This window comes from Streptomyces sp. NBC_00178 (assembly GCF_036206005.1).
Taxonomy (GTDB): Bacteria; Actinomycetota; Actinomycetes; order Streptomycetales; family Streptomycetaceae; genus Streptomyces.
The window spans coordinates 1,470,504-1,485,007 of sequence record NZ_CP108143.1; the positions used below are offsets into that span (position 1 = coordinate 1,470,504).

The 14,504-nt window shown below is 70.4% G+C and carries 10 protein-coding genes; 7 read left to right on the top strand and 3 right to left on the bottom strand.

Translation table 11 applies throughout. The features are described 5' to 3' along the window. The first annotated feature begins 4 nt into the window (after positions 1–4). Both OHT61_RS06260 and OHT61_RS06265 read left to right on the top strand, forming a co-directional pair. Positions 5–850: a RecB family exonuclease gene (locus OHT61_RS06260; protein ID WP_329043118.1), complete on the top strand. Its 846-nt coding sequence runs from the start codon at positions 5–7 to the stop codon at positions 848–850. A 9-nt stretch (positions 851–859) separates the two neighbouring features. Next, on the top strand, positions 860–1,531 hold the full coding sequence (locus OHT61_RS06265) for a response regulator transcription factor (protein WP_327120297.1): 672 nt from the start codon (positions 860–862) through the stop codon (positions 1,529–1,531). Between the two features lie 73 nt (positions 1,532–1,604). Here OHT61_RS06265 and OHT61_RS06270 read toward each other — a convergent pair whose 3' ends face one another. The 3 genes from OHT61_RS06270 to metH all read right to left on the bottom strand — a co-directional run bounded on the left by OHT61_RS06270 (position 1,605) and on the right by metH (position 7,912). Next, positions 1,605–3,197: an ABC transporter substrate-binding protein gene (locus tag OHT61_RS06270; protein WP_329043119.1), complete on the bottom strand. Its 1,593-nt coding sequence runs from the start codon at positions 3,195–3,197 to the stop codon at positions 1,605–1,607. Positions 3,198–3,557: 360 nt separating this feature from the next. After that, complete coding sequence (locus OHT61_RS06275; RefSeq protein WP_329035778.1) at positions 3,558–4,259, bottom strand: HAD family hydrolase; 702 nt, start codon at positions 4,257–4,259, stop codon at positions 3,558–3,560. Positions 4,260–4,399: 140 nt separating this feature from the next. Next, on the bottom strand, positions 4,400–7,912 hold the full coding sequence (gene metH / locus OHT61_RS06280; RefSeq protein ID WP_329035781.1) for a methionine synthase: 3,513 nt from the start codon (positions 7,910–7,912) through the stop codon (positions 4,400–4,402). Between the two features lie 239 nt (positions 7,913–8,151). On the opposite strand from metH, the gene OHT61_RS06285 reads away from it, so the two are divergent. From OHT61_RS06285 to OHT61_RS06305, 5 genes are all read left to right on the top strand, one after another. Next, a complete protein-coding gene (locus tag OHT61_RS06285) occupies positions 8,152–8,916 on the top strand; it encodes an IclR family transcriptional regulator (protein WP_329035783.1) in 765 nt (254 codons plus the stop codon). A gap of 262 nt (positions 8,917–9,178) precedes the next feature. Beyond that, positions 9,179–9,970: an MIP/aquaporin family protein gene (locus OHT61_RS06290; RefSeq protein ID WP_329035785.1), complete on the top strand. Its 792-nt coding sequence runs from the start codon at positions 9,179–9,181 to the stop codon at positions 9,968–9,970. Between the two features lie 38 nt (positions 9,971–10,008). Then, the gene (gene glpK, locus OHT61_RS06295) at positions 10,009–11,538 is read left to right on the top strand and encodes a glycerol kinase GlpK (protein ID WP_329035787.1); all 1,530 of its coding nucleotides are present in this window, start codon (positions 10,009–10,011) and stop codon (positions 11,536–11,538) included. 12 nt (positions 11,539–11,550) lie between these two features. Further along, positions 11,551–13,161 (top strand): glycerol-3-phosphate dehydrogenase/oxidase, encoded by a 1,611-nt coding sequence (locus OHT61_RS06300; RefSeq protein WP_329035789.1) that lies wholly within the window; start codon positions 11,551–11,553, stop codon positions 13,159–13,161. Between the two features lie 229 nt (positions 13,162–13,390). After that, positions 13,391–14,449: an LLM class flavin-dependent oxidoreductase gene (locus OHT61_RS06305; protein ID WP_329035791.1), complete on the top strand. Its 1,059-nt coding sequence runs from the start codon at positions 13,391–13,393 to the stop codon at positions 14,447–14,449. The last annotated feature ends 55 nt before the right edge of the window (positions 14,450–14,504 follow it).

Here is a 14,504-nt window from a genome sequence, read left to right on the forward strand (position 1 = left end):
TTTCATGCAGTGCCCGTTGCTCTACCGCTTCCGGGTGATCGACAAGCTGCCCGAGAAGCCCAGCGAGGCTGCTACCCGGGGCACGCTGGTGCATGCGGTGCTGGAGAGGCTGTTCGACGCTCCGGCCGCGGACCGTACGGCGCGGAGGGCGAAGGCGCTGATCCCCGGCCAGTGGAACCGCCTGCTCGAGTCGAAGCCCGAGCTGACCGGCCTGTTCGAGGGCGATCCGGAGGGCGAGCGGCTCGCGGGGTGGCTGGGCGAGGCGGAGCGGCTCGTGGAGCGGTGGTTCTCCCTGGAGGACCCGACACGGCTGGAGCCGGCCGAGCGGGAGCTGTTCGTGGAGACCGAGCTGGATTCGGGGCTCCGGCTGCGCGGGGTGATCGACCGGGTCGACGTGGCCCCCACCGGCGAGGTGCGGATCGTCGACTACAAGACGGGCAAGGCGCCGCGGCCGGAGTACGCGGAGGGCGCCCTGTTCCAGATGAAGTTCTACGCCCTGGTGGTGTGGCGCCTGAAGAACGTGGTGCCGCGCCGGCTCCAGCTCGTCTATCTCGGCAGCGGTGACGTGCTGACGTACGACCCCGTCCCGGCCGACCTGGAGCGGATGGAGCGCAAGCTGCTCGCGCTGTGGGAGGCCATCCGGGTGGCGACGGAGACGGGCGAGTGGCGGCCGAGGCCGACGAAGCTGTGCGGCTGGTGCGACCACCGGGCGGTCTGCCCCGAGTTCGGCGGGACTCCCCCGGTATATCCGCTGTCCGTCCGCCCGGCGGACCCGGTGGAGGGTGTGCAGGGCAGAATGGAGCCGGTCCCGTCCGAGGCCGGACAACCGGTGGCCCTCGAAGGCCCTTAAGGAGATTCCGTGGCTATCCGCGTCCTGCTCGTCGACGATCAGCCCCTCTTGCGCACCGGGTTCCGGATGATCCTGGAGGCGGAGGGCGATCTCGCGGTGGTCGGCGAGGCCGGCGACGGACTGCAGGCCATCGAACAGGTGCGGGCGCTGCAGCCCGACGTGGTGCTGATGGACATCCGCATGCCGCGCATGGACGGCGTGGAGGCGACCCGCCAGATCACCGGGCCCGGCCGGGACGGCCCGGCGAAGGTCCTGGTGCTGACGACCTTCGACCTCGACGAGTACGTCGTGGAGGCGCTGCGCGCGGGGGCCAGCGGCTTCCTGCTGAAGGACGCGCCCGCCAACGAGCTGGTGCAGGCCATCCGGGTGGTGGCCGCGGGTGAGGCGATGCTGGCGCCCAGCATCACGCGCCGGCTGCTCGACAAGTACGCCGACCACCTGCCGTCGGGCGAGGAGCCCGTCCCGGACGCCCTGCACACGCTCACCGAGCGCGAGGTGGAGGTGCTGAAGCTGGTGGCGCGCGGACTGTCCAACGCCGAGATCGCCGCCGACCTGTTCGTGAGCGAGACGACGGTCAAGACGCACGTCGGCCACGTGCTCACGAAGCTGGGGCTGCGCGACCGCGTGCAGGCCGCCGTCTACGCCTACGAGAGCGGACTGGTGCGTCCCGGCGCGCAGTGACGAAGCACGCGAAACCGGTGCGGGCCGGGGCCGATGGCCCCCGGCCCGCACCGGTTCTCCCTACGGCGCTCCGTCAGGAGGTGCCGCGCCCCAGCTCCCAGAGCTGCAGGTCGGCCGAGGAGTTGACGGCGTACTCAACGCCGTTCAGCCCGTCGAGCGAGGCGACGTACTGCTTGCCCTGCCAGATCGGCAGCACGGGGACGTCGGTGGCAACGATGTCCTGAAGCTTCTCGAACGCGTCGCTGGCGGCGCTGCGGTCGGCCTCACGACGCGACTGCGGGATGAGCGTGTCCTGGGCGAGGGCGGACCGGTAGGGCGAGTTGAGGAAGTTGTTCTTGTCGAGGAACGGCGCCGTGTAGGTGTCCGGGTCCGGGAAGTCGGGGAACCAGCCCATGCCGTAGACGGAGTACTCGCCCTTCTTCTGCTCGGGGCGGTACTTGTCCCACGCCTTGCCCTCGATGTCGACCTGGAACAGCTTCGAGGCGTTGAGCTGCTCCGCCAGCATCTCGAACTCGGCCTTGGTGGCGGGGCCGTAGTGGTCCGTCGTGTAGTGCAGCGTGAACGTGACCGGCGTGCTGATGCCGGCCTTGTCCAGGGTCCGGGCGGCCTTCGCGACGTCCGGCTCGCCGTACTTGTCGAAGAACGGGGTGGTGTGGCCGGTGATGCCGGACGGGATCAGCGAGTACAGCGGCTCGGCGGTGCTGCCGTAGACCTTGCTCGCGATCGACCCGCGGTCGATGACCTGGGCCATGGCCTGGCGCACGGCCTTGTTCTTGACCTCGGGGGCCTCGGTGTTGAACGCGAGGTAGCTGATGGCGAGTCCCGGCATCTCGGTGAGCTTGACGCCCTCCTTCGGCTCCGCCAGCAGCTTCTGGGCCTGCTCGGGCGACATGGTGCGCGTCATCATGTCGATCTTCTTGTCGTCGAGCGCCTTGCCCATCGCCGCGGCGTCGGGGAAGAGGTCCAGCTCGACCTTCTGGTTCTTGATCTCCAGGTCACCCTTGTACTTCGGGTTCTTGGTGAACACGACCTTGACGACCTGGTTGTTCTTGACCTCGGGCTTCATGGTGTACGGGCCGGAACCGTCGACCTGGAAGCCCTCGCGGGGGGACTTCGCCGGGTACTTGTCCTTCGGGACGATGCCGGCCGGCGGGGTCGCGAGCTTGTACGGGAAGGTCGCGTCCGGCGTGCGCAGGTGGAAGACGACCTGGTCCTCGCCCTTGGTCTCGATCGTGTCGATGTTGTCGAGCAGACCGATCGGACCGCTCTCGTCCTTGATGTCGATGACGCGCTGTATGGAGTACTTCACGTCCTCCGGGGTGACGGGGGTGCCGTCGGCGAAGGTGAGGCCGTCGCGCAGGGTGCAGCGGTAGCTCTCGTTCTCGGTGTCGGTGAAGGAGCAGGCCTTGGCCGCCTCGGGCACCGGCTCGCCGCCGCCGCGCGGAATGTGGGTGAGCGTCTGCACGGTCTGCCGGAGCACGTTCCAGACGCCCGCTTCGTAGCCGATCGCCGGGTCGAGCGGTGCCGGGCTGTCCGCCGAGGCGATGAACTGGTCCGTCGTTCCGACGACGATGGCTTCGCCCCCCTCGTCCGACCCGCCACAGGCGGCGAGCACGGGCGCGAGCAGGCCCACTACGGCCGGCAGCACCAGCGTCTTGCGGTTCATCTGGGCGTTCTCCCTCATTCCGGCATGTGAGAAAACCGAGATTAGTAGGCCCCGTGTGGCGCACTTGACCGGCACCGGACAGCCGCGTATCCACTCGGTGATGGGCGATGACCGGCTGTCCATGTCACGCTCGGGAAGGTTTCGTACACGGCTTCATCAACCGGACTTATGGGTGGACGAAACGGACGGACGGGTCGGGTGGCAAGCGCTTCGATCGGTGAATTCCGTGACGCAAATCACGTCGGCGCATCATGGCCCGCATTGACATGGACCTGATTGGGGCGCGCCGGGATGCCGGGCCACCCGGACCCCTGCCCCGGAGTCCGGGCGGCTCGGAGCGGGGTGCCGCCGGTGTTCCGGCTAGCGCTCCACCGTCACGAGCCCCCGGAGGAAGGCGAGATCCACGTGCTCCAGTGAGGGCACGACGACACGGCCCGGCGCGGGGGCGATGGGGGCGACGGACGGGACCGCCACGACACGGCAGCCCGCGGCCTCGGCGGCCGCGACCCCGGTCGCGGTGTCCTCGATGACCGCGCAGCGCCACGGATCGGCGCCGAAGCCCGCCGCCGCGGCGAGATAGGGCTCGGGGTGCGGCTTGGTCCGGGTCACCTCGTCGCCCGCGACCGTGAGCGCGAAGTGGTGGCGCCCCACCGAATCGAGGACCCGCTCGATGATGCGCCGGTGCGAGGCGGAGACGAGGGCGGTGGGCACCTTGTGCGCCGCGAGCTCGCCCAGCAGCCGGGCGGCGCCGGGCATCAGCGGCACACCGCGGCCGATGCGCTTCTCGAAGCGGTCGTTGAGCAGCACGGTGAGCTCCTCGATGGCGATGTCCGCGCCGGTGACATCGATGAGGTAACCGGCGCTGCGCGTCATGGGGCCGCCGACGACCACGTCACGCCATGCCTCCTCCAGACGGTGACCGAGGTCGGCGAAGACCTCGACCTCCACGTCCCACCAGAATCCCTCGGTGTCGACCAGCGTGCCGTCCATGTCGAGCAGAACCGCCTGCAGCGCCGACCCTTCGGTCGTACGGGTCAGGGACGCGGGAACCGTACTGGTCATCCGGCACACCTCCATGGGGGACGAGAAGGCCGGCCGCCTTCCCGGTGGGAACGGCGACCGGCCTGCACTGGACCGACCAGTCTACGACTCGTCCGCGCGCGGCGCTCGTAACGGGGTACTACCGCGCGTCGAACATCCGGCTACCGTGCGTTGAAGTACTTCGCCTCGGGGTGGTGGATGACGATGGCGTCCGTGGACTGCTCGGGGTGCAGCTGGAACTCCTCGGAGAGCTTGACCCCGATCCGCTCGGGCTCCAGGAGCGCGGCGATCTTCGCCCGGTCCTCCAGGTCGGGGCATGCGCCGTAGCCCAGGGAGAAGCGGGCACCGCGGTACTTGAGCGCGAACATGTCCTCGACGTCGGACGGGTCCTCGCCCGCGAAACCGAGTTCGCTGCGGACCCGTGCGTGCCAGTACTCGGCGAGGGCCTCGGCCAGCTGCACGGACAGGCCGTGCAGCTCCAGGTAGTCGCGGTAGGAGTTGGCCTCGAAGAGTTCGGCGGTGGCCCCGCCGATCTTCGAACCGACGGTGACGACCTGGAGCCCGATGACGTCGGTCTCCCCCGACTCCTCCGGGCGGAAGAAGTCCGCGAGGCAGAGGCGGCGGCCGCGGCGCTGGCGCGGGAAGGTGAACCGGGTGCGCTCGGAGCCGTCCTCGTGGAGCAGGATCAGGTCGTCGCCCTTGGACACGCAGGGGAAGTAGCCGTAGACGACGGCGGCTTCGAGCAGGTTCTCGGTGTGGAGCTTGTCGAGCCAGCCGCGCAGGTGCGGGCGCCCCTCCGTCTCCACGAGCTCCTCGTACGTGGGTCCGTCGCCGGCGCGGGCCTGCTTCAGGCCCCACTGCCCCTTGAAGAGCGCGCCCTCGTCCAGCCAGGAGGCGTACTCCTTGAGCTGGATGCCCTTGACGACCCGGGTGCCCCAGAAGGGCGGTTCCGGGACCGGGTTGGTGACGGAGACGTCGGAGCGCACACCCTCCTCGGGCACCTCCGCCTCCACGGCGGGGGTGTCCCGCTTGGGCACCCTGCGCTGCTTGAGCTCGGGAAGGACGGCGCCGGGGACACCGCGCTTGACCGCGACGAGGGCGTCCATCAGGCGCAGGCCCTCGAAGGCGTCCCGGGCGTAGCGGACCTCGCCCTCGTAGATCTCGTGGAGGTCCTGCTCGACGTAGGCGCGGGTGAGGGCCGCGCCGCCGAGGATCACCGGGTAGTCGGCCGCCAGCTTGCGCTGGTTCAGCTCCTCCAGGTTCTCCTTCATGATCACGGTGGACTTCACGAGCAGACCGGACATGCCGATGACGTCGGCGCGGTGCTCCTGGGCGGCGTCGAGGATCGCGGAGACGGGCTGCTTGATGCCCAGGTTCACGACGTTGAAGCCGTTGTTGGACAGGATGATGTCGACCAGGTTCTTGCCGATGTCGTGGACGTCGCCGCGGACGGTGGCCAGCACGATCGTGCCCTTGCCCTCGTCGTCGGACTTCTCCATGTGCGGCTCCAGGTGGGCCACCGCCGACTTCATGACCTCGGCGGACTGGAGCACGAAGGGCAGCTGCATCTGGCCGGAGCCGAAAAGCTCGCCGACGACCTTCATGCCCGCCAGGAGGGTGTCGTTGACGATCTCGAGTGCGGGCCTGGTCAGCAGCGCCTCGTCGAGGTCGGCCTCCAGGCCGTTCTTCTCGCCGTCGATGATGCGGCGCTGGAGCCGCTCGTCGAGCGGCAGGGCCTTCAGCTCCTCGGCCCTGCCCTGCTTCATCGACTTGGTGTTGACGCCCTCGAAGAGCTCCATGAGCCGCTGCAGCGGGTCGTAGCCCTCCGCCCGGCGGTCGTGGATCAGGTCGAGGGCGACCTTGACCTGCTCCTCCTCCAGGCGGGCGATCGGCAGGATCTTGGAGGCGTGCACGATCGCCGAGTCGAGTCCGGCCTTGACGCACTCGTCCAGGAACACGGAGTTCAGCACGATGCGGGCGGCCGGGTTCAGGCCGAAGGAGATATTGGACAGGCCCAGCGTGGTCTGCACGTCGGGGTGGCGCCGCTTCAGCTCGCGGATGGCGCCGATCGTCGCGACGCCGTCCTTGCGGGACTCCTCCTGGCCGGTGCAGATCGTGAAGGTCAGGCAGTCGATCAGGATGTCGGACTCGTGGAATCCCCAGTTGGTGGTGAGGTCCTCGATGAGCCGTTCGGCGATGGCGACCTTGTGCTCGACGGTACGGGCCTGGCCCTCCTCGTCGATGGTGAGCGCGATCAGCGCCGCGCCGTGTTCGGCGGCCAGCGCGCTGACCTGGGCGAAGCGTGACTCGGGGCCGTCCCCGTCCTCGTAGTTGACGGAGTTGAGCACGGCGCGGCCGCCGAGCTTCTCCAGGCCCGCGCGCAGGACGGGCACCTCGGTGGAGTCGAGGACGACGGGCAGGGTGGAGGCGGTGGCGAAGCGGCCGGCCAGCTCCTCCATGTCGGCGACGCCGTCGCGGCCCACGTAGTCGACGCAGAGGTCGAGCATGTGCGCGCCCTCCCGGATCTGGTCGCGGGCCATCTCCACGCAGTCGTCCCAGCGCGCTTCGAGCATGGCCTCGCGGAACTTCTTGGATCCGTTGGCGTTCGTGCGTTCGCCGATCGCGAGGTACGAGGTGTCCTGGCGGAACGGGACGGTCTGGTAGAGCGAGGCCGCGCCGGGCTCGGGACGCGGCTCGCGGGCCGAGGGGGCCGCGCCGCGCACGCGCTCGACGAGTTGGCGCAGGTGCTCCGGCGTCGTACCGCAGCAGCCGCCGACGAGGGAGAGGCCGTACTCCCGGACGAAGGTCTCCTGGGCGTCGGCGAGGCCCTCGGCGTCGAGCGGGAAGTGGGCGCCGTCCTTGGTGAGCACCGGCAGGCCGGCGTTCGGCATGCAGAGGAGCGGGATGCGGGAGTGGCGCGTGAGGTAGCGCAGGTGCTCGCTCATCTCGGCGGGGCCGGTCGAGCAGTTCAGGCCGATCATGTCGACGCCGAGCGGTTCGAGCGCGGTCAGCGCGGCCCCGATCTCGGAGCCCAGCAGCATGGTGCCGGTCGTCTCGAAGGCCAGGGAGCACAGCACCAGGAGGTCGCTGCCCATGGCCTCCAGGGCGCGCCGCGCGCCGAGCACCGCGGCCTTGGTCTGGAGCAGGTCCTGGGTGGTCTCGATGATGAGCGCGTCCGCGCCGCCGGCGATGAGGCCCTCGGCGTTCTGCTGGAAGCCGTCGCGCAGGACCGTGTAGGGGGCGTGGCCGAGGGTCGGCAGCTTGGTGCCGGGGCCGATGGATCCGAGCACCCAGCGCTGCTGTCCGGTGGACTCGGTGAACCGGTCGGCGACCTCGCGGGCGATGCGGGCGCCCGATTCGGACAGCTCGTGGATCCGTCCGGGGATGTCGTACTCGCCCAGGGCGGAGGCGTTGGCGCCGAAGGTGTTGGTCTCGACGCAGTCGACGCCGACGGCGAAGTACTCCTCGTGCACCGAGCGGACGATGTCGGGGCGCGTGACGTTCAGGATCTCGTTGCAGCCTTCGAGGTTCTGGAAGTCCTCGAGTGTCGGGTCCTGGGCCTGGAGCATGGTGCCCATGGCACCGTCGGCCACCACCACACGGGTGGCGAGTGCCTCGCGGAGCGCTGCGGCCCGGTTCCGGCTGTCGGCTGAGGGGGTCGGCGACGAGGCCATGGATGTTCTCCCTGGGATGCGACGGCTGTCGGCTTTGCGCCCATCTGCGGAGAGGGCACGCGGCCAGCGTAGCCGGGCACCGCCCGGGGCGGTCGCCGTGTCCCACGGGGCGGACTGCATGCTGTGCGGTGAGCGGGCCCGCTCACGCGGTGACGGAGAATGTTCGCGCGACCGGACAGAGGTCGACATCGACCGATAGTGTTCAGCATTGTCGAACCGAGGTGGAGGAGTACGGCGCGATGGCGAAGAACATCCAGTCGCTGGAGCGGGCAGCCGCGATGCTGCGGCTGCTGGCGGGCGGCGAGCGTCGGCTCGGGCTGTCCGACATCTCGTCGTCCCTGGGCCTGGCCAAGGGCACCGCGCACGGCATCCTGCGCACCCTCCAGCACGAGGGCTTCGTCGAGCAGGACGCGGCGTCCGGCCGCTACCAGCTCGGCGCGGAGCTGCTGCGACTGGGCAACAGCTACCTGGACGTGCACGAACTGCGCGCCCGCGCGCTCGTGTGGACCGACGACCTGGCCCGGTCGAGCGGCGAGAGCGTGCACCTGGGCGTGCTGCACCAGCACGGCGTCCTGATCGTCCACCACGTCTTCCGGCCGGACGACAGCCGGCAGGTCCTGGAGGTCGGCGCCATGCAGCCACTGCACTCCACCGCCCTGGGCAAGGTGATCGCGGCGTACGACCCCGTGGCGCACAGCGAGGCCACCGAGGTGGAGCGCCGGTCCTTCACGCCCCGCACCGTCACCGGTGACGAGGAGTTCGAGTCGATGCTCGACCTGATCCGGGCGCAGGGCTGGGCCGCGGACGTGGAGGAGACCTGGGAGGGCGTGGCCGCGGTGGCCGCCCCCGTCCACGACCGGCGCAGGATGCCGGTCGGCGCCGTGGCGGTGACCGGGGCGGTCGAGCGGGTCTGCGTGGGCGGCGAGATGCGCCCCGAGCTCGTCGCGGCGGTCCGGGACTGCGCCCGCGCCGTCTCCCGGGACCTGGGCGCCGGACGCTTCTGAGCGGTACCCGCGGCGTCGGTAACGATCGAGTCGCGCGTCACACACCCCTTGACTCACCCCCTGCCAGGGAGAAACATTGCCGCTCACCGGTCGGCATTGCCGAACACCTAACGGCAATACGCGTTAGAGTGTGACAGTGCCGAGGGCCGGTCAAGCCCTACAGGTGAGTAGCCGCCGTCAGACGGATACCCACCTGGGGCGCGATCCACCGGAGGGACCCGGTGTTTCGCCTTCCCCTGGACGAAGGACAAAGGAGTCGCGGGTGTCCAGCTCCGACATCTTCATCGGCGAGACCATCGGTACCGCCATACTCATCCTGCTCGGCGGCGGTGTCTGTGCCGCCGTCACCCTCAAGCGATCCAAAGCGCAGAACGCCGGCTGGCTGGCCATCACCTTCGGGTGGGGCTTCGCCGTGCTGACCGGCGCCTACATAGCCTCGGGCGTGTCCGGCGCCCACCTCAATCCGGCCGTCACGATCGGCCTCGCCATCCAGGGGGGTACCCCCTGGAGCGACGTGCCCCTGTACCTCGGCTCCCAGCTGCTGGGAGCCATGATCGGTGCCGTGCTCGTCTGGGCCGTCTACTACGGACAGTTCCACGCGCACCTCACCGACCCCGAGATCGTGCGGAACCAGCCGGCCGAGGAAGGCATGGTCGACCAGAAGACCGCGCCGAAGGCGGGCCCCGTGCTCGGCGTCTTCAGCACCGGCCCGGAGATCCGCAACGGCCTGCAGAACGTCGTGACCGAGATCATCGCCACCTTCGTGCTGGTCCTGGCGATCCTGACCCAGGGCCTCAACGCCGAGGGCAACGGACTCGGCGTGCTCGGCGCGCTGATCACCTCGCTGGTGGTCGTCGGCATCGGCCTGTCGCTCGGCGGCCCGACCGGCTACGCGATCAACCCGGTGCGCGACCTCGGTCCGCGGATCGTGCACGCTTTGCTGCCGCTTCCGAACAAGGGCGGTTCGGACTGGGGCTACGTCTGGGTACCGGTGGTAGGACCGCTCATCGGGGCCGCGCTCGCGGGCGGTCTCTACAACCTCGCCTTCGCCTGAGCCAGACCGCACACCACACAGACTTCCGGGAGCACACCGTGACCGACTCACACACCACCGGGCCGTTCATCGCGGCCATCGACCAGGGCACCACGTCCAGCCGCTGCATCGTCTTCGACAAGGACGGCCGGATCGTCTCCGTCGACCAGAAGGAGCACGAACAGATCTTCCCCAAGCCGGGCTGGGTCGAGCACGACGCGAAGGAGATCTGGGAGAACGTCCAGGAGGTCGTCGCCGGGGCCGTCGTCAAGGCCGGCATCACCTCCGCCGACGTCAAGGCGATCGGCATCACCAACCAGCGCGAGACCACCCTGCTCTGGGACAAGAACACCGGTGAGCCCGTCCACAACGCGCTCGTCTGGCAGGACACCCGCACCGACGCCCTCTGCCGGGAGCTCGGCCGCAACGTCGGCCAGGACCGCTTCCGCCGCGAGACCGGACTCCCGCTCGCGTCGTACTTCGCCGGGCCGAAGGTCCGCTGGCTGCTCGACAACGTCGAGGGGCTGCGCGAGCGTGCCGAGCGGGGCGACATCCTCTTCGGCACCATGGACTCCTGGGTCATCTGGAACCTGACCGGCGGCACCGACGGCGGCGTCCACGTCACCGACGTCACCAACGCCTCGCGCACCCTGCTGATGAACCTGCACACGATGCAGTGGGACGACAAGATCGTCCAGTCGCTGGACATCCCGGCCGCCGTACTGCCCGAGATCCGCTCGTCGGCCGAGGTGTACGGCAACGCCAAGGGCGGCGTCCTCGACGGCGTCCCGGTCGCCTCCGCGCTGGGCGACCAGCAGGCGGCGCTGTTCGGCCAGACGTGTTTCGCCCAGGGCGAGGCCAAGTCCACGTACGGCACCGGCACCTTCATGCTGATGAACACCGGCCACACCCCGGTGAACTCGTACAACGGCCTGCTGACGACCGTCGGCTACCGGATCGGCGACCAGAAGGCGGTGTACGCCCTGGAGGGCTCCATCGCCGTCACCGGTTCGCTGGTGCAGTGGATGCGCGACCAGATGGGCCTGATCAAGTCCGCGGCCGAGATCGAGACGCTCGCCTCGTCCGTCGAGGACAACGGCGGCGCGTACTTCGTGCCCGCGTTCTCCGGCCTGTTCGCACCGTACTGGCGTCCCGACGCCCGCGGCGTCATCGCCGGCCTCACCCGCTACGTCACCAAGGCGCACATCGCCCGTGCCGTACTCGAGGCCACCGCCTGGCAGACCCGCGAGATCAGCGACGCCATGACCAAGGACTCCGGCGTCGAGCTGACCGCGCTCAAGGTAGACGGCGGAATGACCTCCAACAACCTGCTGATGCAGACCCTCTCCGACTTCCTGGACGCACCCGTGGTGCGCCCCATGGTCGCCGAGACCACCTGCCTCGGCGCCGCCTACGCCGCCGGTCTCGCCGTCGGCTTCTGGCCGGACACCGACGCGCTGCGCGCCAACTGGCGCCGGGCCGCCGAGTGGACACCCCGCATGGACGCGGCCACGCGTGACCGCGAGTACAAGAGCTGGCTCAAGGCCGTCGAACGGACCATGGGCTGGATCGAGGACGAAGAGAGCTGAGGAGCACACGACATGACCACCCTGCAGAGCGTCCCCGCCCTCGGGACGCATCCGGCCTCCGGCTCCCTCCAGAGCCGCGCCGAGACCCGGGAGCGGCTTTCCAAGGCGACGTACGACCTCCTGGTGATCGGCGGCGGCATCCTGGGCATCTCCACCGCCTGGCATGCGGCGCAGTCCGGACTGCGGGTGGCCCTGGTGGACGCCGGCGACTTCGCCGGCGCCACCTCGTCCGCCTCGTCCAAGCTGCTCCACGGCGGTCTGCGCTACCTGCAGACCGGCGCGGTGAAGCTGGTCGCGGAGAACCACTTCGAGCGGCGCGCCGTCTCGCGCCAGGTCGCCCCGCACCTGGCCAACCCGCTCACCTTCTACCTGCCGGTCTACAAGGGCGGCCCGCACGGCGCCGCCAAGCTCGGCGCGGGCGTCTTCGCCTACTCGGCGCTGTCCGCCTTCGGTGACGGCGTCGGCCACGTCATCAGCCCGGCCCGCGCCCAGCGCGACGTGCCGGAGCTGCGGACGGACAACCTGAAGGCCGTCGCCGTCTACGGCGACGACCAGATGAACGACGCCCGCATGGCGCTGATGACCGTGCGCGCGGCGGTCGACGCCGGCGCCGAGGTCCTCAACCACGCCGCCGTCACCGGGCTGCGCTTCACCAGGGGCCGGGTGACCGGCGCCGAACTGAAGGACCGTCAGGACGGTACGGAGTTCGGCATCGACGCGCGGCTGGTGCTGAACGCCACCGGGCCGTGGGTCGACCACCTGCGGAAGCTGGAGGACCCGAACGCGGCGCCCTCCATACGCCTGTCCAAGGGCGCGCACCTGGTGCTGAAGCGCACCCGTCCGTGGCGGGCCGCGCTGGCGACCCCGATCGACAAGTACCGCATCACGTTCGCCCTGCCGTGGGAGGACATGCTCCTGCTCGGCACGACGGACGAGGAGTACGAGGGCGACCCGGCCGACGTCTCGGTCACCGAGAAGGACACGGCGCAGATCCTGGACGAGGCGGCCTTCTCGGTCCGGGACCAGCAGCTGTCCCGGGACCTGATCACGTACTCCTTCGCGGGCCTGCGGGTGCTGCCAGGAGGCCCCGGGGACACCTCGAAGGCGAAGCGCGAGACGGTCGTGACGGAGGGCCGCGGCGGCATGCTGTCGGTCGCCGGCGGCAAGTGGACCACGTTCCGCCACATCGGCCGCACGGTGATGAACAAGCTGGCCGAGCTGCCCGGGCACCCCCTCTCCGAGGACATGGAGCCCATGGCGCGCCTGCCGAGGAAGATGCCTCTGCCCGGTATCGCGAACCCGAACGCGGTCGCCCACCGGCTGCTGGCCGGCGGCGGGACGCCGGGGCCGCGGATGTCCGCCGACACCGCGCGGCACCTCGCGACCCACTACGGCTCGCTCTCCTTCGACATCGCGCGCCTGGCGGACGAGGACCCGGCGCTCGCCGAGCGCATCCACCCCGACGCCCCGGAGATCTGGGCGCAGGTGGCGTACGCGCGCGACCGCGAGTGGGCCGAGACGGCGGACGACGTGCTGCGGCGCCGGACGACGCTGACGATCCGGGGTCTCGCGACCGACGACATCCGATCGCGGGTCGAGGACATGCTGGCCGACGGACGCTGACGGCACTGCGGTCACGACAGGGGCGGTCTCCCGGACAGGGGGCCGCCCCTGTGGCACACCCCCTCCGCGCACCTCCGCGCGGCGCCGGGGAGGTGCCACACCGCCGCCATACGGGCGCAACGTGGCACGGGGAGAGTGGAGGGACGTCCGGACGGCGCCGACGGCTGCGGGCCGCTGCCGGGCAGTCCCGGCGCCACCGGACTCCCCTGCCACGGAAGGAACGAGTCCTGTGAGATTCTCCGTACTCTCCCTCGTCGGACATGCGCCGCATCCGCTGACCGGCGAACTGCGCCCGGCCGCGGACCGGTTCCACGAGGTGATCGAGACCGGTGTGGCGGCCGAGCGGCTCGGCTTCGACGCGTACGCCGTCGGGGAGCGGCACGCCGGACCCTTCCTCTCCTCCAGTCCGGGCGTGGTCCTGGGCGCGCTGGCGGCCCGTACCACCGCCATCCGGCTGCTGACCGGAGTCACGGTCGTCGCGATCCTCGATCCGGTGCGGGTCGCGGAGGACTTCGCGACCCTCGACCAGATCGCGCGGGGCCGGGTCGAACTCGTCGTCGGCAAGGGTGCGGAGGCGGGCCACTTCAGCCTGTTCGGGCTGGACGAGGAGCGGCAGTGGGACCTGCAGAGGGAGAAGTACGAGCTGCTGAGGCGGCTGTGGGCCGAGGAGGGGGTGGACTGGGAGGGCGAGTTCAGGCCTCCGCTGAAGGACGTGACGACCGTGCCGCGGCCGTACGCGGGCCCTTTGCGCGTCTGGCACGGCTCGGCCACCAGCCTCGACTCCCCCGAGCTGGCGGCCCGGCACGGCGATCCGCTGTTCACCGCCAACGCGGTGCAGCCGCGTGAGGCGTACGCGAGGCTGGTGGCCCACTACCGTCGCCGCTTCGAGGAGCACGGGCACGATCCGGCCACCGCACGGGTGGCCGCCGGCTCGGGCGGTCTGCTGATCGGGGACACCCCGCGGCGGACGGTCGCGCGCTACAAGGAGCTGTACGAGGCCAGGGTCGCCCAGTCCTTCAAGCCGCATCTGGAGGGCAGGGCCGGGTACAACACACCGTTCCGGACGATCGAGGACGCGATCGCCGACGGACCCCAGCTGATCGGCTCACCCCAGCAGATCATCGACAAGATCCTGGGCTTCCACGCCGCCTACGGCCACGACCTGCAGTCGGTCACCGTGGACGGCTTCGGCCTGGCGCTCGGCGAGCAGCTGGAGACGCTCCAGCGGTTCGCGGAGGAGATCGCGCCGGTCGTACGCCGCGAGGCCCCCACCACGCTCTGGGACTGACACGGGCGAAGCGGCGGGCCCCGGGCGGCCGGGGTACCCGGCCGCGGCGGCGAGT

Bases quoted from the DNA above. Each gene is read 5' to 3' on its own strand.
- OHT61_RS06300 (WP_329035789.1), top strand. From the start codon at position 11,551: ATGACCACCCTGCAGAGCGTCCCCGCCCTCGGGACGCATCCGGCCTCC.
- OHT61_RS06275 (WP_329035778.1), bottom strand. From the start codon at position 4,259: ATGACCAGTACGGTTCCCGCGTCCCTGACCCGTACGACCGAAGGGTCG.
- metH (WP_329035781.1), bottom strand. From the start codon at position 7,912: ATGGCCTCGTCGCCGACCCCCTCAGCCGACAGCCGGAACCGGGCCGCA.
- OHT61_RS06285 (WP_329035783.1), top strand. From the start codon at position 8,152: ATGGCGAAGAACATCCAGTCGCTGGAGCGGGCAGCCGCGATGCTGCGG.
- OHT61_RS06260 (WP_329043118.1), top strand. From the start codon at position 5: ATGCAGTGCCCGTTGCTCTACCGCTTCCGGGTGATCGACAAGCTGCCC.
- OHT61_RS06270 (WP_329043119.1), bottom strand. From the start codon at position 3,197: ATGAACCGCAAGACGCTGGTGCTGCCGGCCGTAGTGGGCCTGCTCGCG.